22 protein-coding genes, 1 tRNA gene and 4 pseudogenes are annotated in these 25,182 nt (G+C 53.5%); 11 read left to right on the top strand and 16 right to left on the bottom strand.

Features of this window, described 5'->3' with window-relative positions:
* Positions 1-114 precede the first annotated feature (114 nt).
* The 8 genes from BN1969_RS05575 (at position 115) to BN1969_RS16970 (ending at position 5,516) form a co-directional block, all read left to right on the top strand.
* The gene (locus BN1969_RS05575; protein WP_050623397.1) at positions 115-657 is read left to right on the top strand and encodes a DUF6320 domain-containing protein; all 543 of its coding nucleotides are present in this window, start codon (positions 115-117) and stop codon (positions 655-657) included.
* A gap of 195 nt (positions 658-852) precedes the next feature.
* Positions 853-1,554, top strand: a complete 702-nt coding sequence (locus tag BN1969_RS05570) for a TVP38/TMEM64 family protein (protein WP_050623396.1) — start codon at positions 853-855, stop codon at positions 1,552-1,554.
* Between the two features lie 100 nt (positions 1,555-1,654).
* A complete protein-coding gene (locus BN1969_RS05565) occupies positions 1,655-2,074 on the top strand; it encodes a Fur family transcriptional regulator (RefSeq protein WP_050623395.1) in 420 nt (139 codons plus the stop codon).
* Positions 2,071-2,658, top strand: a complete 588-nt coding sequence (locus BN1969_RS05560; RefSeq protein WP_050623394.1) for an NADH peroxidase — start codon at positions 2,071-2,073, stop codon at positions 2,656-2,658. The genes BN1969_RS05565 and BN1969_RS05560 overlap by 4 nt, the downstream gene beginning before the upstream one ends.
* Before the next feature lie 287 nt (positions 2,659-2,945).
* Positions 2,946-3,254: a hypothetical protein gene (locus BN1969_RS05555; RefSeq protein ID WP_050623393.1), complete on the top strand. Its 309-nt coding sequence runs from the start codon at positions 2,946-2,948 to the stop codon at positions 3,252-3,254.
* A 2-nt stretch (positions 3,255-3,256) separates the two neighbouring features.
* A complete protein-coding gene (locus tag BN1969_RS05550; protein WP_050623392.1) occupies positions 3,257-4,429 on the top strand; it encodes an AIPR family protein in 1,173 nt (390 codons plus the stop codon).
* A complete protein-coding gene (locus BN1969_RS05545; protein WP_050623391.1) occupies positions 4,426-4,641 on the top strand; it encodes a helix-turn-helix transcriptional regulator in 216 nt (71 codons plus the stop codon). The genes BN1969_RS05550 and BN1969_RS05545 overlap by 4 nt, the downstream gene beginning before the upstream one ends.
* Before the next feature lie 719 nt (positions 4,642-5,360).
* Entirely contained in the window at positions 5,361-5,516 is a 156-nt protein-coding gene (locus BN1969_RS16970) for a rubredoxin (RefSeq protein ID WP_077138703.1), read from the top strand.
* A 94-nt stretch (positions 5,517-5,610) separates the two neighbouring features.
* Here BN1969_RS16970 and BN1969_RS05535 read toward each other — a convergent pair whose 3' ends face one another.
* From BN1969_RS05535 to BN1969_RS05470, 14 genes and pseudogenes are all read right to left on the bottom strand, one after another.
* The gene (locus tag BN1969_RS05535) at positions 5,611-6,075 is read right to left on the bottom strand and encodes a low molecular weight protein-tyrosine-phosphatase (RefSeq protein WP_050623389.1); all 465 of its coding nucleotides are present in this window, start codon (positions 6,073-6,075) and stop codon (positions 5,611-5,613) included.
* A gap of 175 nt (positions 6,076-6,250) precedes the next feature.
* Positions 6,251-7,426: a site-specific integrase gene (locus tag BN1969_RS05530; protein ID WP_050623388.1), complete on the bottom strand. Its 1,176-nt coding sequence runs from the start codon at positions 7,424-7,426 to the stop codon at positions 6,251-6,253.
* Positions 7,427-7,511: 85 nt separating this feature from the next.
* Positions 7,512-7,706 (bottom strand): excisionase, encoded by a 195-nt coding sequence (locus BN1969_RS05525; RefSeq protein WP_050623387.1) that lies wholly within the window; start codon positions 7,704-7,706, stop codon positions 7,512-7,514.
* 15 nt (positions 7,707-7,721) lie between these two features.
* Complete coding sequence (locus tag BN1969_RS05520) at positions 7,722-8,555, bottom strand: ATP-binding protein (RefSeq protein ID WP_050623386.1); 834 nt, start codon at positions 8,553-8,555, stop codon at positions 7,722-7,724.
* A pseudogene (locus BN1969_RS05515) lies at positions 8,552-9,291 on the bottom strand (phage replisome organizer N-terminal domain-containing protein). Before BN1969_RS05515 ends, BN1969_RS05520 begins: the two are co-directional and overlap by 4 nt.
* A gap of 110 nt (positions 9,292-9,401) precedes the next feature.
* Positions 9,402-9,652 (bottom strand): annotated as a pseudogene (locus BN1969_RS05510) (hypothetical protein); the annotation flags it as partial.
* A gap of 105 nt (positions 9,653-9,757) precedes the next feature.
* A pseudogene (locus BN1969_RS16965) lies at positions 9,758-9,915 on the bottom strand (cysteine-rich VLP protein); the annotation flags it as partial.
* The gene (locus BN1969_RS05505; RefSeq protein WP_050623384.1) at positions 9,905-11,518 is read right to left on the bottom strand and encodes a relaxase/mobilization nuclease domain-containing protein; all 1,614 of its coding nucleotides are present in this window, start codon (positions 11,516-11,518) and stop codon (positions 9,905-9,907) included. The pseudogene BN1969_RS16965 and the gene BN1969_RS05505, both read right to left, overlap by 11 nt.
* A pseudogene (locus BN1969_RS05500) lies at positions 11,490-11,887 on the bottom strand (plasmid mobilization protein). The gene BN1969_RS05505 and the pseudogene BN1969_RS05500 overlap by 29 nt, the downstream one beginning before the upstream one ends.
* Before the next feature lie 657 nt (positions 11,888-12,544).
* Positions 12,545-12,757: a helix-turn-helix domain-containing protein gene (locus tag BN1969_RS05495; RefSeq protein WP_050623383.1), complete on the bottom strand. Its 213-nt coding sequence runs from the start codon at positions 12,755-12,757 to the stop codon at positions 12,545-12,547.
* A 562-nt stretch (positions 12,758-13,319) separates the two neighbouring features.
* Positions 13,320-14,180 carry an SIR2 family NAD-dependent protein deacylase gene (locus BN1969_RS05485; protein ID WP_050623382.1) on the bottom strand — a complete coding sequence of 287 codons (861 nt, stop codon included), beginning with the start codon at positions 14,178-14,180 and terminating at the stop codon, positions 13,320-13,322.
* Positions 14,152-14,922 carry a protein-ADP-ribose hydrolase gene (locus BN1969_RS05480; protein WP_050625399.1) on the bottom strand — a complete coding sequence of 257 codons (771 nt, stop codon included), beginning with the start codon at positions 14,920-14,922 and terminating at the stop codon, positions 14,152-14,154. Before BN1969_RS05480 ends, BN1969_RS05485 begins: the two co-directional genes overlap by 29 nt.
* Positions 14,923-14,926: 4 nt before the next feature.
* Entirely contained in the window at positions 14,927-15,547 is a 621-nt protein-coding gene (locus tag BN1969_RS05475) for a 4Fe-4S binding protein (protein ID WP_050623381.1), read from the bottom strand.
* A gap of 63 nt (positions 15,548-15,610) precedes the next feature.
* Complete coding sequence (locus BN1969_RS05470) at positions 15,611-16,012, bottom strand: pyridoxamine 5'-phosphate oxidase family protein (RefSeq protein WP_050623380.1); 402 nt, start codon at positions 16,010-16,012, stop codon at positions 15,611-15,613.
* Positions 16,013-16,160: 148 nt separating this feature from the next.
* Here BN1969_RS05470 and BN1969_RS05465 point away from each other — a divergent pair, with 148 nt between their 5' ends.
* Together BN1969_RS05465 and BN1969_RS05460 are read left to right on the top strand one after the other, a co-directional pair.
* The gene (locus tag BN1969_RS05465; RefSeq protein WP_050623379.1) at positions 16,161-16,487 is read left to right on the top strand and encodes a winged helix-turn-helix transcriptional regulator; all 327 of its coding nucleotides are present in this window, start codon (positions 16,161-16,163) and stop codon (positions 16,485-16,487) included.
* Between the two features lie 263 nt (positions 16,488-16,750).
* Complete coding sequence (locus BN1969_RS05460) at positions 16,751-19,675, top strand: VPA1262 family protein (protein WP_050623378.1); 2,925 nt, start codon at positions 16,751-16,753, stop codon at positions 19,673-19,675.
* A gap of 548 nt (positions 19,676-20,223) precedes the next feature.
* Here BN1969_RS05460 and BN1969_RS05455 read toward each other — a convergent pair.
* Positions 20,224-20,607, bottom strand: coding sequence for a helix-turn-helix domain-containing protein (locus BN1969_RS05455; protein WP_050623377.1), 384 nt, complete (start codon positions 20,605-20,607; stop codon positions 20,224-20,226).
* A gap of 267 nt (positions 20,608-20,874) precedes the next feature.
* Between BN1969_RS05455 and BN1969_RS05450 the strand changes: the two genes are divergently transcribed.
* Positions 20,875-20,966: transfer RNA gene (locus BN1969_RS05450), tRNA-Ser, on the top strand.
* Between the two features lie 479 nt (positions 20,967-21,445).
* Here BN1969_RS05450 and nifJ read toward each other — a convergent pair.
* Complete coding sequence (nifJ, locus tag BN1969_RS05445) at positions 21,446-25,081, bottom strand: pyruvate:ferredoxin (flavodoxin) oxidoreductase (RefSeq protein WP_050623376.1); 3,636 nt, start codon at positions 25,079-25,081, stop codon at positions 21,446-21,448.
* Positions 25,082-25,182 lie beyond the last annotated feature (101 nt).

Below are 25,182 nucleotides of genomic sequence, written 5' to 3'. Positions count from 1 at the left end.
CGCCTTGGACCCCCCCCATGCTGTCTTTTATACACATCGAGTTGTGAATAAGAGCCCGCTCCCCCCCCCTCCCCCCCCGAACGGGGGGAGGTCCCCCCCGCCTCTAAGGCGGAGTTGGCCATCCTGGTGTCCTCCATGCTGGCCTCAGTGGCGGTGTGCTGCGGCCTGCTCAATCTGGTGCTGCGCAGCGGCCATATCTGGTCCCTCTATGTCATCGGCGCGGCGGCCATGCTGTGGGTCTGGCTGGTGCCACCGCTGCTCCTGCGCACCATGCACCTCTATCTCCGCCTGTCGGCAGATGTGCTGGCCGTCGCCCTCTACGTCTTTCTGATCTCTGTGGATCTGGACGGTTCAGCCTGGTATTGGCATCTGGCCCTGCCCATCATCCTGCTTCTGGGGGCGGCGCTGCTGTTTCTGGGCTTTATGATGGGGGCCAGGCCCCGGAGCACCCTCTCCCGCATCACCCTGGTCATCGGCACCACCGGCGTTTTTCTCTCCGGCGTGGAGCTGCTCATCGACCGCTACTTCCTGGGCCGCTGGCAGCCGGGCTGGTCCCTGGTGGTGCTCACAGTATGCGCTGCCCTGGTCATCCCCCTCATCGTGGTGCGCCGGGTCCCGGCCCTGCGCGAGGAAGTGCGCAGGCGCTTTCATCTGTGATCCGCTCCCCGCTCCTCCCGGGAGGGCCAGCAGTCTGCTGGCCCTCTTTTTTCGCCCCGCTTCGACATTTTTATGAGAATTTAAGAAAAACTTATCACATCCGCCACAATTCTGTGATACCATAGGGACTATGCAGGCTGGCGCGCCGCCGGCCTCCATTGTCCCGCGAATCTAAAGAGAAGATCGAGGTCCCTCATGAAACATCTCCTGAAAATCACCAGCGCGGTCCTGGTCCTGCTCCTGTGCGCCCTGGGCGGCGTCTTTCTGTGGCGCAGCGGCTTCTTCGCCGCCCTCTCCTCCCAGCAGGCCCTTCAGGACTATATCTCTCAGTTCGCTCCCTACTCCCACCTCTGTTTTTTCCTGCTCCAGTTCCTGTCTGTGGTGCTGGCCCCCATCCCCAGCAACCTCAGCGCCGCCGCCGGCGGGATGCTCTTCGGCACCTGGCCCTCCTTTTTTCTCACCATCGCCGCGGTCCTCTCCGCCTCCCTGCTGGTCTTTCTCCTGGCACGCGCGCTGGGCCAATCTTTTGCGGACCGCCTGGTGAGCCGGGCCATTTCCGACAAGTACCTCTCCATCGTCCGGGCCAAAACAGACACTTTCCTCATCCTGGCCTTTCTCCTGCCCTTCTTTCCCGATGACCTGCTGTGCATTCTGGCCGGGCTCACCGCCATCTCCACCCCCCGTTTTCTGGTGATCGTTGTGCTCACTCGTCCCTGGGGCCTGCTGGTAGCCAGCGCCTTGGGCGGTGCCACCCTGACTCTCCCTCTTTGGGCTATGGTCCTGCTGGGGATCATCGGTGTGGCCGTCTTCCTGCTGGGGATGAAATACGGCGACCGCTGGGAGGAGTCCATCCTGAAAAAATTTCGTCATACAAAGGAAGATAGCTCCCGGCCCTGAACACAAAAATTTTCGGATTTTTTGATTTTCCCCTTTACAAGCAGCTGTTTCTGTGGTATGATTCTTTCGTAATAAGAATTATTACTATTTGGAGGGCCCTATGGAACGCGCCACAAGATACAGCAGAAAACGGGAGGCCATTTTGAACGCGATCCAGAGCACCGACTGCCACCCCTCCGCCGAGTGGGTCTATCAAACTCTGAAACCCACCCACCCCGACCTGAGCCTGGGGACGGTCTATCGCAACCTAGTCCTGTTCCAACAGCAGGGCCTGATCCAGAGCATCGGCGTCGTCAAGGGACAGGAGCGGTTCGACGGGTGCATTGCCCCCCACAGTCACCTTATTTGCACTTGCTGCGGCGCTGTGATGGATCTGCCCCATCCCATGCTGGATGACGGCGATCTGGATCAGACCGTCAGCGCGCAATATGGGTTCCTGGTCCAGCGCCATGAGCTCATCTTCTACGGCACGTGTGAAAATTGCCAAAATAAAATAAAACAGGAGGAAAAATTGTCATGAAAAAGTTTGTCTGTTCCGTTTGCGGTTATGTGTACGAGGGCGAGACCGCGCCCGACTTCTGCCCCATCTGCAAGGCTCCTAAGGACAAGTTCGTGGAGCAGGTGGGCGAGATGAAGCTGGCTGCTGAGCATGAGTTCGGCATCTATGCCAAGACTGTGAAGAACAACCCCGATATCAGCGCTGAGGACAAGAAGTACATCTTTGACCAGCTCATGGCCAACTTCAACGGCGAGTGCTCCGAGGTGGGCATGTACCTGTGCATGGCTCGCGTGGCCCACCGGGAGGGCTATCCCGAGATCGGCCTGTACTGGGAGAAGGCCGCCTATGAGGAGGCCGAGCACGCCGCCAAGTTTGCTGAGCTGCTGGGCGAGGACCTGGAGGCCAACATGAAGGCTGACACTAAGGCCAACCTGGCTTGGCGTGTGGACTGTGAGTACGGCGCCACCAACGGCAAGTTCGAGCTGGCCGCCTGCGCCAAGAAGAACGGCCTGGACGCCATCCATGACACCGTGCACGAGATGGCCCGGGACGAGGCCCGCCACGGCAAGGCTTTCGAGGGCCTGCTGAAGCGCTACTTCGGCTAATCAATACCGGATAAACGGCCAGTTAATAAGCACTTTTTGAGAGGGAATCGGGAAACCGGTTCCCTCTCTTTTTGCGCTTCCGCCGCGCAGGTGTGCAAGTTGGGTGTAACTTTTCTCCGTATCACACTTTTTTGACTTTCACATGTGCAACTTTCTTGAATTGCACCTATATTAAGTGGTTTTTCTCCTAATATCGAAAAATAAAGCAAAACTGATAACTTATGAGAAATTTTCACTTCTTTTGAACAACTTGCAAGAACAAACTGGTTTCCAAGGTGGAAGCCCCCATGGAAGAAGCTCAAGCCAAGACCAACGACATCCGCGACACTATCAAGGCTGAAATTTTGGTGCGTGAGGTTGAGGGACTGACCGCAGGGACTTACATCATCCACTGGGCTTCTGTCCTCTCCAATCACTTCGATATTACTGGCTTCAAGAAGGTCTATGGCGGCCTCTACAAAGCCTTTTACCGCCTTCCTTCCAAACTTTTTAATTTTACCCCCTTGACAAAATATCGATATTTCGTTATTCTGATATTGCGATATGCAAATGCATTCGTACACATAATTCGAAGCCTGGTCTTCAGAAAGAGGTAATTATGATTAGAAAGACAATTAAGGTAAGCGACAACAATTTTAGGAAGTTTGATGATCCTCTTGGCAACGAAACTCCGAGAAAGTACATTTTCTATGCCAAGACCTGCGATGTCCCCGAGGGTATTCCCATGTCCACAAACCCCCGCGATCAGAAACTCAACTCTACTGTGGCAAATGCAATCACAGAGTCTCTGCTGAGTAATGACGGCCAGTTCCACCTGAAGAACAGAGGCATCATTCTCTCCGCAAAGAGAGTGCGTTATGATAACCGCTTGCAGGAAGTAACCATTGATTTCGAGGATGAAAGCTGCCATGGCAACATTGATGGCGGACATACCTACAAGATCCTTCTTGAGAACAAGGATAAAGTCCTGGAACAGTATGTTCAGTTTGAAGTAATGACTGGCGTCGAAGCAATGATTGCCGATCTGGCTGAAGCTCGTAATACTTCTATCGCAGTCGATGCAAAGTCTATGGCAGAACTGAGAGAGAAGTTCGATCCCATCAAGGAAGGCCTCGAGGGACTTCCCTTCTTTAATAGAATTTCCTTTAAGCAGAATCAGATCACAAAAGACACCGATACCAAAAAGGCTCTGAAAATGATCGACGCGCGCGATATCGTTTCTATCATTTGTATGTTCAACATCGATAAGTATAACAGTGCGGAGCATCCTACCAAAGCATACTCTGGCAAACAGGCCATGCTGAATGAGTATTTGGACGACCCCGAGCACTACAGAAAATTTGTGAATGTCATTCCCGATCTGTTTGATCTTTACGATGCCATCGAAACTGAGTTTGCTGTAGCTTATAACGAGAATGGTCGTATGTACGGTCGAAAGTCCTATTCTGGCTACAAAGAGGGCAGCCCCGTCGGCAAGAGTAAATTCTGTATGAGTGATATTTACTACAAAATTCCCGATGGTCTTCTCTATCCCATTCTGGCGGCATTCAGAGTTCTTCTCGAGTATGATATCACCTCAGGCAAGTATAAGTGGATGGACGGCAAAGATCCCATCGCTGTTTGGAACAAGCACAAAGTCGGACTCACAAGAAGTGTTATGGATTTGGCTGGCTCTTTGGGCGATAAGCCTACTGTTTTTGGAAAAGACCCCAGCCTTTGGAATTATGCCTACATGGTACTTTCGAGCATGGAGGGAATTAGTCTGGTATGAGCTACCGTGTCAAACTTCGTGTTAAAGAACTTCTTGAAGAGGAAGGTATAACACAGAAAAAACTCGCCGAGATGGCGGGAGTACGGGAATCAACAATAAGCGATATCGTGAGAGGCACTCGAACTGTTATCAATTTTGAACACTTAGGTAAGATTGCCACCGCATTGGAGATTAGCGATATCAGAAAGATCATTGATCTCGAAAAAGTGTAAAACTGATCAAAGGGGTGTTTACCACCCCTTTTTTCTTTTCTGTCGGCATGTTATAATCATAAGAACCCCGCACAAGGAGGTAAAATCTATACCCAACTACGGAAATTACTACATTTACAACCGACTTCTTCTTTTGAAAGAATACCTCCAAGCCAACGCCGAGCCCAAATATTCCATAAAATGCAGAGCATAGGGAGCATACTTGACCGAAAAGTGCTTTCCATTAGACGAGAATACCTTGTATGCCGATTTTGCCGTTTCGATATTGTCTTTGGCCCCCATCTGGAATATGAGCAGCATTTGTTTCTGGCTCTAATTGCCTCCGTCTCTGTCTTCGTAGGATTGCCGAACTTGTTATTTCTCTTGCGGACATCCTTCTTTGGGCCATCCACCGCGATGGTGTATTGGAACATCCAATGCTTATTTGCTAGTGACTAAACATCTGCATCATCCAGTTTATCCATGATATGTCTCCCAAAAGCGGATAGAAAGGCAGCACTTTCTCGAAAACGCCTGCTTTGGGCGTTGGCTGTTTGTTATTTAGAATGGAGACGGAGGCAAAAGTCTTGCAATTACTGCATTTCCATAGAACGCAAAACGGCCTGCTGATCCGGCGAGGATAGACGGCCCGGGACGAGGCCCGCCGCAGCAAGGCGTTCGAGGGCCTGCTGAAGCGCTACTTTGGCTGATCCTCTGTCCCTGAGAAAGGAGCGGTCATGATGGATCAATATGTCTGCCCCTGCGGCTATGAATATGACCCTGCCGTGGGAGGCCCCGACAACGGCGTGGCTCCCGGCACGCCCTGGGAGGATGTCCCCTCCGACTGGGTCTGCCCCGTGTGTGGTCTGGGCAAGAGTGAGTTTGAAAAGGCGTAATACCTGAGAAAGATGACGGCCTCGGAAATCCGGGGCCGCCATCTTTCTCTTTTCTTCTAATATGGCGCGGGGGACGGCCGTCCTCCGCTGCAGTCTATGTCCCCTGCCCCTCCAGCTGTCGGAGGAAGCCGGTGCACCCCTCCAGGATATCTGCATAGGTGCGTTCAAAGTCTCCCGTGTACCAGGGGTCTGCGATCTCCTCCCCCGGCCGCCCGGTAAAGTCCAGCAGCAGGTGCACCTTGTTCTCCGGATCTCCCCCCAAGATCCGCTTCATATTGCGGACGTTCCATTGATCCATGCCCAGAAAATAGTCGTAACGGTCATAGTCGGTCCGCTTCAGCTGCACGGCATATTTCCCCGCTGTGGAGATGCCCTCCCGGGCCAGCCGGCTCGCCGTGCCTGGATGGACGGGGTTGCCGATCTCCTCCGCGCTGGTGGCAGAGGAGGCGATCAGAAAGTCCCTCTCCATCCCGCGTTTTTTGACCAGGTCCTTCAGCATGAACTCCGCCATGGGCGACCTGCATATATTGCCGTGGCAAACAAATAGTATTTTGGTCATCTCTTATATATCCCTTCATAAGCCTGCAAACCATTGATATGACTGGCTTTTCGGCGCTTTTTCTTTTCGTTGTGGTTGCCATGCTGCCCACGCAAATCTGCGTAAATCTACGCAATTTCATTAGCAAATGGTGTAGTAATTGGTGTAGTACCAACTGCGGATTTGACCTGATTTTTCAAGCTGTCACAGTGGGGAACGCAAGGATTTTTGCCATCTGTTCGGCTGCCCGGTCAAAGCTGGCGTGGGTGTAGACATTCAGTGTCACCCCCACATCGGAGTGGCCCATCACATACTGCAAGTTCTTGATATCCATACCCGCATTGGCCATGTTGCTGCAAAAGGTATGACGGAACACATGGGGAGTAATGTGCGGCAGGGGCTTGTCCGGGTACAGCTTGCGATACTTCTTCATGGCCCAGCGCATCTCATTTTCGATGTGCAGTGCCACCTTGGGCTTGTCGTCCTTATCCAGCAGCAAAAATCCGGTGTATCCGTCGACGATCATCTCTGCTTTGAGTGTCTTGCGACGAGCCAGGATATTTTTAAGGCTCTGGTACGCCGTATCCGTCATGGGAATAAAACGACAGCCACATTCGGTTTTTGTTTTCTCCACATAGTACTTGCTGCCCCGCTCCCGGACGAGCTGGTGATCCACCCGGATACGACGGTTCTCAAAATCCAGATCGCTTTTGGTCAGGCCGCAGAACTCGCTCACCCGCATCCCGGTTTCCAGCAGGACTACAAACTCATCGTAATACTTGCGGTAGGTCTTGTCACCCCGAATAAAACCCATCCAGATTTCCTGCTGCTCCTGGGTCATGGTGATTCGCTTCTGCGAGTCATTGGGAACGACCTCCACCAACTTGAAGTCGATGGGATTTTTTCGGATGATATCCTCGTTGCAGGCCATTTGAAATGCCAGTTTGACAACGCCCCGCACGCTGGTGATGGTGCTGTCTCCCTTTCCGTCGCCGTGCAGCTTCATGATCCACTGTTGGGCATCGGATACTTTGATATCCCGGATCGGGCGGTATCCAAAATCTTCTTGCCGAATCAGATTCCGCACAAAATTGTATCCAACCTTCGTGTTGTAGCGGACGCCCTGCTTTAGGCCGCTATACCGCTCTACCAGTTCTATGACGGTGATTTTTCCGGCGGCATAGTCGATTCCCGCGTCAAGCTGCTTCTGGATTTCTTTCTCTTTTTCCCGCAGTTCCCTTAAATCAGAGGAATAAACCGTCTGGCGCTTTCCCCGGATATCCGTATAGCGGTATTGATAAATCAGGTCTTTTCTCCGGCTCTCTCCTGTCCGCAGGATTCTTCCCTTATGGTCTTTGCGCTTTTCGGACATTGTCAAACTCCTTTCCGTAATGGAAAGAGCCTTGGTATGACACTTTGATTGTACCATATTCAGGCAGTCTTTCACACCACAAATTTCAGATGGAATACATCTGCTCGATGAATTGGTCAAACAGGCGGCGCTTGATCAGGCACTTATTCCCTACCCATAGTACAAACCGACAGTCCTTTTCATTCGTGAGATCGCGCAGCTTGTTAATCCCTATGCTGGAGTAGGCGGCAGCTTCCTCCAAACTCAAATTGCTCTTTTCCCAGATGGGAACTTCTTTCATCGTACCGCCTCCTTATCACATTAGCTTTTTCAGCCGTTCCAGCTTAGCTTGTGCGGCTTCCTGCCGGAAGTTATCGCTGGTAAAGCGTACCGGAACACACATAGAAAGTAACCGGTCATAAATCCGGGAATGGGCGGTGTCCTCCGGATTCCGCAGGTCGTCCAGCGTGAGGTTGGTCGTGACGATCAGCGGCTTACCGCTGCGGTAACGGCTGTCTATCACATTGAAAACCTGTTCCAGCCCGTACTCGGTGCCGCGCTCCATGCCGAAGTCGTCAAGGATCAGCAGCGGATAGCGGCAAAGACGGGAAATGTACTCGTTGTGCCCCTCAAAACTAGCGGCAAGGTCATTGAGGATAAGGGCAAAGTTCGTCATGTGGACAGGGATTTCTTTCTCCATGAGGGCGTTTGCGATACAGCCCGCAAGGTAGCTTTTGCCGGTTCCCACACCGCCCCAGAACAGGCAGCCGATATTGTCGGTTCGCATATCCTCCCGATGCTCCACATACCGGCGGGCAAGTTCGGTCTGCGGGTTCCTGCCGTTGTCGTTTTCAAAAGTCCAGTCCCGTATGGTGGGGTCGGTAAAGCCCCAGCGTTTCAGTTCCTCCACGGTGTCAAGGTGCCTGCGCCGCTGTTCGGCGGCTTCCCGCTCCTCACGGGCGGCTCTCTGGCAGTCGCACTCTGCCGGGTGGCGGTCAAGCCCAAACAATGCCTTGCCCTCCGGGAAGTAGGCTTCTTTTGGTTTGTGGCACTTGCCGCAGTGCAGCAAACCGTCCTCGCTGGTGTAGTCCGACCGCTCCGGTGTGGTGGCCTTCATATTTTCCAAAACAGCGTTGATTTCGTTCTTCATAAACTCTCGCCCTCCTTGCATGAGTAGTCGGGTATGCCCTTTTCGAGGGTTTCTTGGTGGCGTCCTCCTGCGCCCATTTGTAAATCGTGGCGGCATGGCTGTGATACTTCCTGCCGCTGGACGCGATATGACAGGATAGCCGGTCAATGTAGTAGTCCCATTTGCCGGGCAGATCAGCTTTCGGCCCGTCCAGTTCCGATTGGGTCAAAAAGACATTTCCATACCGGCCATAGGCGGCGCGGGCGGGTTGTCCCGTATCTAACTCTCGTGCTCTCTCTTTTTCTATCTCTAACTCTGGTGGACAAATGTCCGCTTGATATGGTGGACATTTGTCCGCCCCGGCCTTTGGCAAGGCCTTTTGCTCCTGCAAAGTCAGACTTGCCCGCCGTTTCCGCTCCCCCTCGGTAGAGGACTGGCCGATCATCAGTTCAATGTTGCTCATATACAGTGCGCCGTTTTGCAGCGGCTCCACAACCCCCAGTTTCATAAAGATCTGCAAGGCCCGTTCTACGGTGCCGACTTGCTGGCGGGTAATGGTGGCAATCATCTGCGCGGTGTAAGGGATATTTTCATCAAGCTGCAGCTTCCCGCCATTTTTCAGCGACTTTAAGTACAGCTTCAAGAGAATGTTGGAGTAGAGTACGCCGTCCTGCATACTCTCCAGCAGCACGATAGCGTCCTCGTCAAAGTAATTCTCTTTCAGCTTCAGGTAGTAATATTTTCGGTTATCTGACATGGTTCCTCCTTTGGGTGGATTTAGGGCGTTTGTACGCATATAGAACACCGTTTCTGAGGGAAAAAGAAATGTATCAAGCCACTATTGAGGGTAGGTAAAAAAGCCTTGATTTACAAGGGTTTGAAAACCCTTAAATGCGTAGAAAGTTGGTAGCGTTTGCGCTGTCGCTCGGCTTCCTTGCGGCGGCGTACTTTGGCGGCGTACTTTGGCGGCGTACTTTGGCGGCGCAGTCGGGACAGTACTTTCCCCGGTTGGATTTGGGGGCGAAAGCCGCCCCGCAGACCGCGCACCGTTTCCGGCTTCCCCGGTACAAGAATGCTGCGGACAGCTCCCCGGCAAGGGGCAGGACAGCCACACGGAACCTCGTCGTCGCAAGCTCCATATCCCTCGCTTCCCTGCTGGCGGGAAAGCTCACTCATTCCGCTGCTCCTCCTCTCCCCACAAAGTCAATGACTTTGTGGGGACCCCATTTTAGCAGGAATAGGAAATGCTCTGAACACACACGCAAGGCTCCCCGTCGTCCAATAGCAGGCAGTTCCCATCGTCGTAGTTACAGCACTCATGTACCAGCCGCCGCGCCCGCCGGTGCTGGCGGTAGTCCATGCGGGGCGGGTTATCGCTCATGGTTCTGCTCCTTTCTGCGCTTCGGTTCCTCCCGGCGCAGGATTTGGTCGATGTTCCGTTTGACTGTCTGCAACTCCTTGAACCGCCGTTTCTGTTCCCGGTAGCCGTTGTAAAGGCTGTCTTTTGGGGAAATAAGCTGCTCGATCTCGGCCTGCAACGCTTTCCGGGCGGGCAGTTTGGTAATGCCATGCTCCCGGAAATACCGGGCGGCGGCTTCGGCTATGATAAAATCGCTCTCATGCGCCTGCCGGTATGCGTCGCGGGCTTTGGGGGATTTCTGCGCTTTCACCCCGTCGCGGGCGGGCTTGGTCTGGGCGTAGACCAACACCTGCCGCTGCAGCTCCTTTTTCCCTTGCAGCTTGGTTTCCAGCGTTTTCAGTTCGCCGCTAGTCTGCCACATTTCCGCATAGGCGGTGTCTATGGCCGCTTCCAGCTGCTCCGGGGAAGTAAATCCGTATTCTTGATACACATTCAGTGTCTTTGCCGCCTGTTTCAGATTGTGTATCTTTGCCCAATGCTCGTAGCCTTTTCCCTTGCCCTCGGCTCTCTTGGCGGCTATGTCCACAAGCCGCTGCACACCGTCCTGTTTGGGGGCGGCTATCTCGGCTCTGGCGGCCTGCAAACGGTCTTTTATGGTGCGCGGGATGGTGGGCGTCTCGGCTGCTCTGGCGGCGTTCTGTTTCAAAAGCGTAAGAACGGTGGCGCGGTCAAAATCGTCGCCCAGCTTCCGGGCGGTAATGGGCTTTGTCCTGTCCGGCGTGAGGTAGGAAAGCCGCCCCCGGCTCTCCTTGACGGTCACGCACTCCCGCAGCAGCAGAGAGGAAAACTCGTCAAAGCTGGCAGCGGTGAAAAGGGCTTTGCGTATGGTCCGCCGCAGCTTTTCCTTGTTCGTTTCAAACTTGGTCTGCCGGGGTGTGATACCCTCCGCAAACATGGGGGCGTTCTGTTTGTCCAGCACGGCCTGTCCCTTTTTCTGCGCCCAATACTCTCTTTCTGTGACGCGGTTCTTGCTGCCGTTCAAGAGGTCAATTTGGTAAATCCCCTCCCAGTGGCACATCTCCATGACTTCGGATTTGAAGTAGCGCAAGGCAGCATCGGTACAGCGGTGCTTGCACCCGGCTTTCGTGTCGGCTGGCCTGTCCATGTAGGGTAGGAACGGGACTTCCTCAACCCGAAGGCTGTTGATGACGATATACACATGAATGTTGCCGCTGTGGTTATGTCCGTCCAGGTGGGTACATATCAAGGCTTGGTGTCCGGGGAAATGCTCGGCGCAAAACTTCTCGCCCAACGCCTGCGCCCGGTCTACGGTCAAGCCGTTGTGTGCCGCGTCCCGTGGGTCAAAGCTGATGATGTAGTGATGGCTTTTCACATCTTCCCGCCGCTGGTTCTTCCTGTAGCGGAGATTGGAGCGCATATAGGCAACGGCAAAATCTTCGTCGCCGCAGTTCAGCGTGGACACCCGGTAATCCTTGCGGGGGATCAGCCGCCCCTGTTCGTCAAGGGTGGGCTTCATGGTAAACTCGTCATGCTCAAAGGTCAGATAGGCTTCGGCGGCTCCGTAATCGGCGTTCTTAGAGCCTAAATGCTTGAGTGTTGCCAACCACGTCACCTACTTTCTTGAGGACTTCATACTTGTGGGCGGCAAGGTCGGCTATGGTGGCGCGTATCTCGCCGGACAGCGCATGGTAGGGTACGCCGTACTCGTTCAGATACCGGGCAATCTGATTGAGGTTGCCGCCGATCCTGCCGTACTCGGCTGTCAGCTTCCCGACAGCGGAAAGAAGTTCGTATTGACCGCCGACACATGGACAACGGGGCGTATGGTCGCCCGCCGTATTGCCTGCCGGAGAAATTCGGACTGGCTGATACCATAAGGCGCAAGCCGCGCTGTGAAGTCGGCGTATTCTTCTTCGGACAGCCGGGTTTTCACAACGCGGCTGCGGTGGGGTGTGTTGTATTTCTTTCGCATAGTGTGACCTCCTTTCGTGGGCGGCGCTCATGGGGCCCCCGCGCAAGCCCAGCGAAGCGGGTTGCGTGGGGAGAGGACGAGCGACGGAATGAATGAACTTTCGCGCTGGCGCGGAAGTAAATGATATGCAGTCCGCGAGGACGATAAGCAGGGTTTGGGGAAGGCACTCCCCAACAAGTTTCCCGCGAGGGGCAAAACCGCAGAATTGCGGATTTTGGCACCGTGGTAGAAACTTGCTCTCCGTGACTGCAAACTTCCCCTCACTTCCGTTCGCCACTTTTTCCCGGCTTATATAAATGCTTTTTTCAAATTTCCCTTTGCCTACTACTCGTTCATCGGGAGCCGCTTTTGCAATCTATTTCTCCTTTTCTGCTACTACTAATCCTGCAAAGGGTATTCCTGCCCGCCTTCGCTAAAATGACACCGGGCGCAGTGGTTTCTACCCGGTGCTGGAGAAAGCCTTTCTCTTTGCTCTCTACTACGGGTAAATGCTCCAAATGCCAAACACCAGGGCAGAAAAATTCCCCCCTCACTTACTACTACAACCGGCAGGGGTCAAAATGGCTGGAAGCGGAGCCAGACAACAAAAAAGCAGTAAATCTTTTTCAAGACTTACTGCTTTCGCTGGCCGCGCTGGTGGCGGCTGGTATTCAGTTTTTATGGCTTGTCCGGCGGTTCGTCAAGCCGGAACTTGAATTGACAGTCAATTAACCGTTGTTTCACATAGTCCTCAACCTCGGCATTGACCTGTCCGTTCACCTTGGAGAAATAGCGGATATATCCGGCGTAGTGGAGCAGAACGGCGTTCACAGCTTCCGGGTCGCCCTCACAGGCTTTGACAATGGTTTCATAGGGGAGAAGTTTACTCATGGCGGCACCTCTCCATTTTCTCCCGCAGTTTCTACAAGGCAGTCTGGATATGCCGCCCCGCTGTGCTGCATGACCGGCCAATACACGCGCCGATCACGCGCTGCGGCTGGCGCAGAAAGTAATAGCGCAGGATTTCTTCCCGTGTCTGCTCCGGCAAAGCAGAGATTGCGTCGGCAAGGGCGGCGTTGCTCAATAGGATGGTTTGGCCGCAGACGGTAAAGGGGGATTCCTCGTCCGGCTCCGGCTCGGCAAATTGGACAAACTTCACATTTGTCAGATAGTCAAGGGAAATTTCCCGTTCCTATTTCTGCCGCAGCCGTATGATTTTCCCGATGGCGGCATACCGAATAACTGCTTTACAAAAGGCGTTGTGCCTGCACCGGATATACTCTTGATAGGCTTCAATCTCGGTCATGTAAATTCCCCCCTCTCTGAATAAGAGTGCGGGGCGGCAGCATACCTTGCTGTCGCCCCTTGATTGCCTACCAGCCAAGGCGGGCGGGGCTGTCAACGGCGGGCGCAGCCCGTTCATCTTGACCGTTGACTGGCTCGGCTGGCTTTGCTATTTCCTGTGTGGAAATAATTGGTGTAAAATATTTTCTATGTCTCCACCGATGCAAATTGCTTGCTTTTGAATTTCTTTCGGGCAGTATGCCTCCATCAAATTGATACATGCGTAAGTTGCCTTGGCGTTTTGATAGGTCATTCTCCAAAACGGATATTTGATGATGACCGGTGTATTGCCGCCTACGCCCAATTCCAGAAAGAGAATATGCTGTCCCTCATGGCGGTGGAGAAAGTCCTCATACCGCCGGGCGGCGGTGTGCCAGCCTTCATCCTCCACAAAGGTATCATCCGCCCGCAGATTCATGGACATGGGTGCGCCGCAGACTGGACAGCAGGGTATCAGTTCGCTGGGGATTTTTCGATCCTTTTGTTCGGCCACCATCTTTTTGACAATGGTTTCGTTATCATAGGTCTTTTGGTGGCAGGGCCTGGAACACTGCCACAGGCCGTAGTCGCCCTGGGTATAGAACAACCGCTGCTTGTCAAATCCTGCCTTCTGGAAACAATGATCCACATTGGTGGTCAGCACAAAATAGTCCTTTCCTTGCACCAGTTTCAAAAGCTCCTGATAAACTGGCTTCGGGGCGTCCAAATAGCGATTGATATAGATATACCTGCTCCAATACGCCCAATGTTCTTCCAGGCTGTCAAAGGGATAGAAGCCGCCTGAATACATATCGCGGAAGCCATACTTCGCAATAAAGTCCCCGAAATATTTCTGAAAGCGTTCGCCGGTATAGGTAAACCCCGCGGAAGTGGAAAGCCCGGAACCGGCCCCGATCACCACCGCATCCGCCGTGTCCAATTCCTGTTTGAGCCGTGCGATATTATCGCAGCAAGCGCTTGTAGATTTCATAGTCTCTGTTCTTGAAAACATTGAAGATCACCTTGATTTTGTCTGGGGTTTGCCGTTGCCATTCTCCCACCGTTTGTATGGCTATTTCTGCGGCCAGTTCATTGGGAAAATGGAATTCACCGGTAGAGATACAGCAGAAAGCTATGCTGCCAAGCCCAGTTTCCGCCGCCAGCTCCAAACAGGTGCGGTAGCAGCTGGCCAGCAGTTCCCGGTCTGCCTGTGTGACGGCTTCACTAATTATCGGACCGACGGTATGCAGTATATAGCGGCAGGGCAGGTTGTAAGCTTTTGTGATTTTTGCGTTGCCGGTAGGTTCTTCCTCCTGTCCGGTCATGAGGCGGGCACACTCCAAGCGGAGCTGCACCCCTGCATAGGTGTGGATAGCGTTGTCGATGCAGCCGTGACAAGGAACGAAGCAGCCCAGCATCTGGCTGTTGGCCGCGTTGACGATGGCATCCACCGCCAGCGTAGTGATATCTCCCTGCCAGAGATATAAGCCGGGACGCACCGGCGTCAGGTCTTTCAGCCTTGTCACGCCCCGCTCCGCGAGACGATCCACAAGGTAAGCGTCCTGCACCCGCAAGAAATCCTCACGGACCGGGACGGGCGGACGCACATTCATCAGGCTGCGCAAAAGCCGCCGCTTTTCCGAGAGAGAATCCGGCACCGGGATATCTTCATATTCTTTTCGTTCTGCCAGCAGATCGCGGAGCAGAAAAATCAATCGCTCGTCCTGCGTCATCATCTTATCTCCGTTCAATCGCCCTTGCAGGGCATATTTCAAAGCAATTTCCGCAATGCAGACAGTGTTCTTGCCGAATAACCACAGGCTTTCTTGAAATGTCGATACACTTCTGCGGACATTTGGAATAACACAGCTTGCAGCCAATACATTTGTCCGTCACAAAATAGCCGGTTTCTTTTGCCTGTGCTCCGCCGAAAAAGAAGCTGGCCCGTTCAATAGGAAGTTTGGAGAGGTCAAACCATTCTCCGGTTCCCTCGTAAATTTTGAATACTGTGAGCGCGCTGTGGGAGCGCACATCAGGATAAATCTTCTCCATATAGGGATTTTTACGGAACAAGTCGGGCAGCCTGTCCGGCCCGATCTCCTTTGCCTTGCCCTGTACGGACACCGCCACGCAGGAAAGGGTATCTTCTCCCTTCATGGCGGTGAAGGCAATATTTTCGTTAGCTTTCAGCCGGTCATAAAAGTTCTTGCCCTTTGCTGTCAGAAAGTAGAGGCTGTTTTCATCATAGTCCATGAGGTCGATGGCACAGGTGACGGGCCGCCCTTGGCTGTCCACGGTGGCAAAAACGGCAGAGTGGATATGATCCACAATGTATTCCAGATACTCTTTTGTCTGCATAAGAAGCCTCTCAAAATCAAGAGGTTCCCCTAGATTTATCCGGGGGAACCGTGTGCACGATACTTACAGATCGTACTCCTTGGGCGGATTGCCGGAAAAGTCAGCGATTACTGCATGGACATCTTTCAAATAAAACACTTCAAAGACGGGGTTGGTGGCCTCGCCGTACTGCCCCTTGACGATGGGGTTCCGGATGCACATCTCCTTGGCGGCCATATTATTCTCGAAAACGGCCTCGCCGTTCAGCCGAATCCACGCATAAGCCGGGCTGGAAACAGAAATCTCGATGTTAGGGTTGGCCTGCATATCCTTGTAGACGTCCTTCTGGTTGTTGGTGCAAAACCATAGCTTGCCATCCATCTCGCCGGAAAACATGAAGGGGCGGCACTTGGCCTTACCATCACGGCCAACCGTGGCCAGATACTGAACGGGATTTTCCTGCAAAAACTTTACGACGTCATTCATCATAAATACCTCCTGATTGGAATTTGGGTTTTGGGGATTGCAATTTTTATCTTGCGAAATTATAATAATTCCATAAGTATCTATTGTAAAGTAAGCACTTTATTGTGCTATAGTTACTAAAAAGAAACTATTGGAAAGGAGTGCTACTATGCAGCAAGTGAAAGAATTACCTGCCTGTCCGGTAGAAACAACGCTTATGCTGATTGGTGATAAATGGAAAGTCCTGATCCTGCGCGACCTCATGCCGGGAACAAAGCGGTTCGGAGAACTCAAAAAGTCCATCGGCAGCGTTTCCCAGAAAGTTCTCACCGCCCAGCTGCGGGATATGGAAGAAAAAGGGCTGGTTAGCCGCAAAGTATATGCCGAAGTTCCGCCGCGGGTGGAGTACAGCCTGACAGCCTTGGGAAAAAGTCTGAAGCCCATTCTGGACGCCATGTGGACATGGGGCGAAAACTATAAAGCACAAAATATGTGAAAAGATACCGGGGCAACCTTTTCCAAGGCTGCCCCGGCATCTTTTTGTCTGTTAGCGCCAGCGGGAACATTTTACATTAGAAAGATATTTCCGCTTCTCTTAAATCTGCCATATTGGGATTGTCATAGCAAGGCTCTCAAAAAATGGTGAATTTCGTTTCTGGAAGGGAGGAGGTAGTAATGGGTGTCATGGAGATCTATGTTATAATGTCGTAGAAAGAAAGTATTGTACATGGCTATCCGAAAGAGAACGGAGATGAAAAAATGCAAGGAGAAAATCGCTTTATTAAATTACTTTTGTTTTCTACTGCTGGGGGGGAAGTTCTTCTTTACGGATTCAGTTCCCCAACAAACCAGCCTTTTTTGACATGGAAGCAGAGAGAGATATCAAAAAAACACCAAAGTGTTCTTACAGCCATTTTACCTTTTCATGAAGCGGAAATCTTTGAGAAAAGCCTCACACAGGAAAGCACTCTGTCTATGGCGAAGATAACGATGAAATCTCCCCAATTAGTTATCAGGCCCATGGTACTGGTCAATGATACGCATTCAAGGCAGCATGGTCCGGTTGTGGAATACGCATATCTGAAGGAATTGTGGAATGTGCAAAAGGAAGCACTATTTCAGGAAATCCTCCATTCATTTGGGACAGATGGTAAGGAACTGTACCGAGATGTCCAGGACTTAATACAGTGGTGCCAAGAGGAATGCGGCATTGATTTTTCTTCGCAGGGGCATCGCTTCGGAAACTTTGAACACTATCAGTCAGCTCCATTGGGCACAGGTTTTAAGATCTTGACACATAAGGAGTTGGAATTAAAGAAAGTAACGATTCAAAAAACAGAGGTGTTTTCCCGAGAATTGGTGGTAAATTGCGCTGCAGAACATCGTAAGCGGTGGCTGATCAATCAGACAAAACTGCTGCCTGCGGAGGAGAGTTCTGTGGAGTTCACGGCCAAGGAATCTATGAGCAGGGTAGTAGTACAGATATGGGATGGTGAAACCGGAGAGTTGCTTTTCGCCCGTGATTTATCAATGATGCTTGGAGTAAATCTGGAGATGAATTTTGACTCGTCTTCGTATCATGTCAGAGATGCTTGGACAAAGAAATTACTTCAGTCAGCTTCCAACCGAAAAAGAGAGATCGAAGAAAAAATAGAAAAAGTTGATCGGGTTACAACCGATCGTACGGTTTCAGTTAAAAGCAGCTTTCACACAGAAATTGACACCTCATTGGAAACAGGAAGGAGGCTTTTAACCGATTATCGGAAAACACGTTGTTTGGGAGCGTTTATTCCGAATACAGGAAAAGATGGAGAAATTGATAGTTTTCTAAAAATACGTAAGTATCTGGCGGATAGTACTGTGGACAGAGTCATTCTTGCAGATCCATATTTTTCAGTCTCAGCTGCAGAAAAATTATTGACTAGAATACCACGCACGAATCTGCAGCTTGACATTATTACCTGCCTTGGGATGACTGACCCGGATACAGGGAAAGCATCCGATATTTGCAAAGAGTATGAAAAATTCCTGTTTAGCAATGCAAAATTGCTCCATGGCCGGCTGTCAGTGCGCAATTTGAGGCGAGGGAACAAACCGGTGTTTCATGATCGGTATTTGCTGCGGTTCCATAATGACCAACATATTGACGGATTTCTGTTGAGCAATTCTTTGAACAAGATGGGACAGAACTACCCCTTTGTCATTGCACCGCTGGAGCATGAGGTAGCTCTGGAAGTATGCGAATATTTGACTCAGATGTTTGATGCTAAGCTCCAAGAAAAGAAACCGCCAAAAGAGCGCATTATTTGTGATGTTCTGTATGATTCTACAGTGAAACCGACGGCCCAAGATAAAAAGAAGTTATCTCCATCACCTTTGAAAGAGTGGCTGGGGACAGAATATTGTGAGAATGGCAGAAACACGATTCCAAAGGAGAACCTGTCTGTAGCGGTTACGGAAGTATGGAGTCATTGGGGACAGGATAAAGAGGGCGTTTGCCGAGTCTTGGGAGAGCTATGCTCGAATGTGTTTCGATGGTCAATTGAAGATGTTGCAGAAACCTTAAAAAATATAGATGGAGCTGCAGATGAGTTTCTAATGTGGTTTTCTGATTTTGCCGAAGAAAAAGAGCGGCGTATGGTGCATGACCAAAGAGGCATCAACGCGCCGGAATACACGTTATGGGCCTTGCTTCATGATCGGGCAACAGTAAGCAGAGCAGGTTTTGATATTCTATTCGATCAGGCAGGACATATTTGGTATCGGGAAAACGGGTGGTTTCATGGAAGCTATCGCCTAATGTTAAAGTTGGATCCTGCGGCGTTCCTTTTGCTATTGGATAACAGTAGATCACCGCTGATGTTCGATATTTTGGCGGCTCGCATGTCGTTTTATCCCTGGTCAGAACGGCTTTTCCTGTCTGCTTCGAAGTCAAAACTATTGTATACCCAACTCTTGTGTGCGCAATGGATGTTTTCCCTATTCAGAGATGGAAAACTGTCCAACAAGCAGGTTTTGGACACTTTGGCGCAACTAATTCCGCAAAAAAGATCGTTACAGACCACCTATTTTTTAAGTCAAATTACTTTCTTTACACGTACGAAACATACCTTGGACGCCGATGCGAGGGAGCAATGGGAGCAGTTATACCAACAATTGTTATCGCTCCTGGCAGCCGATCTTTTGCACTGTTCGGAGCAAGAACGGAACACGGCGTTGTTTTGGTTGTACGACAATGAACAATGCTCACAGTGCAGTTTACAACTGGATCTTTCCCGATATATTGAAGACTCAACCATCCGGGACGCTGTGCTTCAAAAAGCCGTGGAGGGTATTCAAAAGTACTTAATTGATTCCAAATATGAAAGAAATCTGAAAACGGCCGTTGATCTGTATCTGACCAGCGCCGAGCAGTTATACGGGGGTGAGGTAGAAAAACAGATATTAGGGAAACTTGTGGATTGGAGAACCTTTGAACGGGCAGCGGAGCCGGAACTGAAAAACTATGCATACGATAAGTGGCATTACGCTTATATACGAGCAAAGTGGCAGCTGTTCCTGCTTGCTAAATATGCCCAGCTCCATCCTGGAGCCGAAAAAACTCTAAAATGGCTCAAAGAATGGAGAACACGTTTACCTAATATTGCGAATGAGGAGTCAGGTACGAACTTGACGGGTTCATAATTACAGGAAACAGTCAAAAAAATACAAAACCGGCTCCGTCTGAGTTTTCTCAAAGATGGAACCGGTTTCATTTTTAAATGTACCAAACCTAATTGCATTGCTTGGTTTTTAAATTGTCACGCCATCTGTTTCACGGTTGCTAAATTTTAGTGTCATCCAAGGCTCTTTCAAAAATGGTGTAGTCATGGTGCAGTAAGCACCTTTTCGAGCCGCATAATCATTGGTACATCAGGCTTTTTCGGGACTTTTCAAGATACTGCCGTGGCAGACAAAAGCACTCTTACCATTGATTCAAAACTCCTTGAAACTGTCAAAATCACTCCATTGATGGTATGACCAGGCCTGACGTTGAAATCATCAAGGGGGGCCGCGAAGCAGCCCCCTCTCATCTATGATGGACCTGCCTGCTGTATCGTGCCGCAGCTCCTCCAGTCGAGGTGACGGCAGTAAATCCAGCTATGACCTGGTAAAAATTGAGGGATAGCAGTTCACCAATTTTCTCGGTTTCCGTTCAGGTCCTGCCGTGGCAGGGGAGCGTCACCCAGAGGTCATCGCTCTTCCTTCCGCTCTTTTTGGGTCCCGGGAGCCCCTCCCAGCTCGCCGCTCAGGAAACGGCTCAGTTCCCGGAACAGCACCGCCAGCTCCCTGCGGCTGCCCTCCGAAAGCCCCATGGACCACTCCAGGGTCCGGAACATCAGGCCCGCAGCCTCCATCTCTTCTTCGCTGTACATCCCCAGCAGCTGGGCCGGGCTCTCGTGAAGGTGGTCCGCTATTGTCTGCACCGTGGCTAGGGTAGGATTTCCGGTCCCGGCCTCGTATTTTTGCAGCGCGCTCTTGCTGATCCCCAGCTCCTTCGAATATTCCTCCAGGGATGCGTGAGAGAGCGCCCGCTTCTGCTTGAGCCGGTCAGCCAGCATATCCTGCATCTCCATCCGCAGCCCCTCCTGTCCCTCGTTTCTAGTCTGTTCTGTTGTTTTAGCATACCTTATTTTCCCACATCGTGTCAATCCCACGGAGGCTGAGAAGGAACAATTTTTATTTCTTTCCCCTCCCCTCTTGATTTCTCTCTGCTTTTTTGGTATCTTTAATAAGCGAATCTTCCGCCCGGATCGTTTGGCGTGTATCTGAAACAGAGGCCCCTCCGTCGGCCTGCGGCTTCTTTCGTCTGGGCGACAGACCGGGACCGGTCTGTGTTCTGTGGAGGTGTACCCAAGTGGTTGAAGGGTCCGGATTCGAAATCCGGTAGGTCGGCTTCGCCGGCGCAAGAGTTCGAATCTCTTCACCTCCGCCAAAAAGAAGGGCATGACCTATGGTCATGCCCTTCTTTTTGGGGCCCGCCGCCCAGAGTGCGGCTTCCCCCCTTCGGCATTTGAATGATTGGGGGCGGCAAAGCCGCTCCTGCACAATTCCCGGCCTGCGGTCGGGAATTTACGCGCCACTCGTCGCGCACTCATCCTGCTGCTCCTCGCTCCAAATCACAACCGCTTATGCTGGGTTGTGATTTTGTTTTTGGTGCAGACTTACAGCTACTGCACATTTTTCGCAGCTGCCGTCTATGTGGGCGCAAAGTCCCCTTTGCGGCCGCGTCTTTTTATTTCTGCAGCAAAAAAGACGACACCTCATGATCCCTTGTTCCTCCTCTCCCAACCTCAGCCACTTACATTGGGTTGCGGTCAGGGCCGCCCGGGCGGGGCCTGATAAATGACCGCACGCCGCCCCCGTGGGGCGGCGTGCGGTCTTCTCATTTTTCGCGGGTGAGGGATCTTACCCTTACACCTCGTACATCTTGACCATGCGCTGGAGCTTCTCGTAGCGGGCTTTGGCCTCCTCCTCGTTCTGAGCGAAGAGTTCCTTGGCGCGCTCGGGGAAGGAGCGGGTCAGGCTGGAGTAACGGGCCTCGTTCATCAGGAACTCCTGATAGCCGCCTGCGGGCGCCTTGGAGTCCAGAGTGAAGGGATTCTTGCCCTCCGCCTTCAGGGCGGGGTTAAAGCGGAACATATTCCAGTAGCCGCACTCCACGGCCTTCTTCATCTCGGACTGGCAGTTGGCCATGCCGCCCTTGATGGAGTGCATCTCACAGGGGGCGTAGCCGATGATGAGGGACGGGCCGTGGTAGGCCTCGGCCTCCTGGATAGCCTTCAGGGTCTGGTTCATGTTGGCGCCCATAGCCACCTGGGCCACATAGACGTAGCCGTAGGTCATGGCGATCTCCGCCAGGCTCTTCTTCGCCACTGTCTTGCCGGCCGCGGCAAACTGAGCCACCTGGCCGATGTTGGAGGCCTTGGAGGCCTGTCCGCCGGTGTTGGAGTACACCTCGGTATCAAAGACGAAGATGTTCACATCCTCGCCGGAGGCCAGCACGTGGTCCACGCCGCCGAAGCCGATGTCGTAGGCCCAGCCGTCGCCGCCGAAGATCCACACGGACTTCTTGTTCAGGTACTCCTTCTCGTCCAGGATCTCCTTGACCAGCTTGCAGGCCTCGCACTGACACAGCGTCTCGCCCTTGGCCTGCAGCTCCTTGCCGAAGGCCTGGATCTCGGCCTTGTCACTGGCCAGCAGCTCGTCCACCGTGCACAGGCCGGCCTCCAGAGCCGCCACATAGGCCTTGGCAGCCTCCTGGTTGGCCTGGCCGTCCTCCATAGTGTCCAGCCACTTCTGGGCGGCCTCCTTCAGCTCAGGACGGGCCCAGTCCACCGCGATCAGGGCCTCGGTCTTGGCAGCCAGCCGGTTGCGGATGGCCTTCTGTCCTAGATACAGGCCCAGACCGTGCTCGGCGTTGTCCTCAAACAGGGAGTTGGCCCAGGCGGGACCCTTGCCCTCGGCGTTGACGGTGTAGGGAGAGGTGGCAGCCGGACCGCCCCAGATGGAGGAGCAGCCGGTGGCGTTGGAGATATACATCCGGTCTCCGAACAGCTGGGTGATGAGACGGGCATAGGCGGTCTCGGCGCAGCCGGCGCAGGAGCCGGAGAACTCCAGCAGCGGGGTGCGGAACTGGCTGCCCTTGACGGTCAGGTCGGCCATATCCTCCTTCACGGAGACGCTGGCCACCATGTAGTCAAAGACCTCCTGCTGAGCGGCCTGGCTCTCCTGGGAGACCATGGTCAGGGCGTTGGTGGGGCAGATGTTGGCGCAGACGGAGCAGCCCATGCAGTCCAAGGGGCTGACCGCCATGGCAAACTTGTACACGCCCTTGCCCTTGCCCGCCTTCACATCCACGATCTTGGCCGCATCGGGGGCGTTCTTGGCCTCCTCCTCGGTCAGGGCATAGGGACGGATGGTGGCGTGGGGGCACACGTAGGCGCACTGGTTGCACTGGATGCACTTGCTGGAGTCCCACTCAGGCACGCTGACAGCCACGCCCCGCTTCTCATAGGCGGAGGCGCCCTGCTCGAAGGTGCCGTCTGCGTGGTCTACAAAAGCGGAGACAGGCAGGCTGTCGCCGTCCATGCGGTCCACGGGCTCCAGGATGTTCTCCACCATCTTCACCAGCTTGGCAGGGCCGGACAGGACACTCTCCTTGGGTGCATCCTGAGCATCCTTCCAGGAGGCAGGCACCGTGAACTTCTTGAAGGCAGTGGCGCCGGCGTCGATGGCCTTGTGGTTCATATCCACCACGTCCTGGCCCTTCTTCAGGTAGGAGTGGGTGGCCGCGTCCTTCATATACTGGATGGCCTCGGTCTGGGGCATCACGTTGGCCAGGGAGAAGAAAGCGGACTGGAGAATGGTGTTGGTGCGCTTGCCCATGCCGATCTTGGCTGCCAGGTCGATCGCGTCGATGGTGTAGACCTGGATGTCATTTTCCGCGATGTAGCGCTTGGCCACGGCGGGCATGTGCTTGTCCAGCTCCTCATCGGACCACTGGCAGTTGATGAGGAACACGCCGCCGGGCTTCACGTCCCGGACCATGGGGAAGCCCTTGAGGATATAGGAGGGGTTGTGGCAGGCCACGAAGTCAGCCTTATTGATATAGTAGGAGCTCTTGATGGGCTTGTCGCCGAAGCGCAGGTGGCTGATGGTCACGCCGCCGGTCTTCTTGGAGTCATACTGGAAGTACGCCTGCACATACTTATCGGTGTGGTCGCCGATGATCTTGATGGAGTTCTTGTTGGCACCCACAGTGCCGTCGCCGCCCAGGCCCCAGAACTTGCACTCGATGGTGCCCTCGGCGGCGGTGTTGGCGGACTTGCTCTCCGGCAGGGAGAGGTTGGTCACATCGTCCACGATGCCGATGGTGAACTGGCGCTTGGGCTCGGCCTTGGCCAGCTCCTCATAGACAGCAAACACGCTGCGGGGCGGGGTGTCCTTGGAACCCAGGCCGTACCGGCCGCCCACAACGGTCTTGTCGGTAATGCCCGCATTGGTCAGCGCGGTGACCACATCCAGGTACAGGGGATCGCCCAGGGCGCCGGGCTCCTTGGTCCGGTCCAGCACGGCGATCTTCTTTGCGGTGGCGGGGATGGCAGCGATGAGCTTGTCGGCCCGGAAGGGGCGGTACAGGCGCACCTTGATCAGGCCCACCTTCTCGCCGTGGGCGTTGAGGTAGTCGATGACCTCCTCGGCCACGTCGCAGATGGAGCCCATGGCGATGATGACCCGGTCAGCGTCAGGGGCGCCGTAGTAGTTGAACAGCTGGTAGTTGGTGCCCAGCTTGGCGTTGACCTTGCCCATATACTCCTCCACGATGGCGGGGAGGGCGTCATAGTAGGTGTTGCAGGCCTCGCGGTGCTGGAAGAAGATGTCGCCGTTCTCGTGGGAACCGCGCATGGTGGGCCGCTCGGGGTTCAGGGCGCGCTTGCGGAACGCCTCCACGGCGTCCATGTCCACCATCTCGGCCAGGTCCTTGTAGTCCCAGATGGCCACCTTCTGGATCTCGTGGGAGGTGCGGAAGCCGTCGAAGAAGTTGATGAAGGGGACGCGGCCCTTGATGGCAGCCAGGTGGGCCACGGCGCCCAGGTCCATGACCTCCTGCACATTGGATTCGGCCAGCATGGCAAAGCCGGTCTGGCGGCAGGCCATCACGTCAGAGTGGTCGCCGAAGATGTTCAGGCTCTGGGCGGCCACGGTACGGGCAGACACGTGGAAGACACCAGGCAGCAGCTCGCCGGCGATCTTGTACATGTTGGGGATCATCAGCAGCAGGCCCTGGGATGCGGTGTAGGTGGTGGTCAGAGCGCCCGCCGCCAGAGAGCCGTGGACAGTGCCGGCGGCACCGGCCTCAGACTGCATTTCGATGACCTTGACGGTGGTGCCGAAGATGTTTTTCTGGCCCTGGGCCGCCCACTGGTCCACATAGTCGGCCATGGGGCTGGACGGCGTGATGGGGTAGATACCGGCTACCTCGGTAAACGCGTAGCTGACATAGGCCGCCGCGTTGTTGCCGTCCATGGTCTTGAATTTTCTAGCCATAGAGAATCCCTGCTTTCTTCCAATTTTCTGGGCCCGGCCATCCCGCCCCGGTCCCTGTTCTCCTGTGGGATGTATGTCTCCTCCCGCCGGCCCGGCGGGCC

It is taken from the genome of Clostridium phoceensis, from assembly GCF_001244495.1.
Lineage (GTDB): Bacteria > Bacillota > Clostridia > Oscillospirales > Oscillospiraceae > Lawsonibacter > Lawsonibacter asaccharolyticus.
This window is presented reverse-complemented; position numbering and strand designations above follow the sequence as displayed.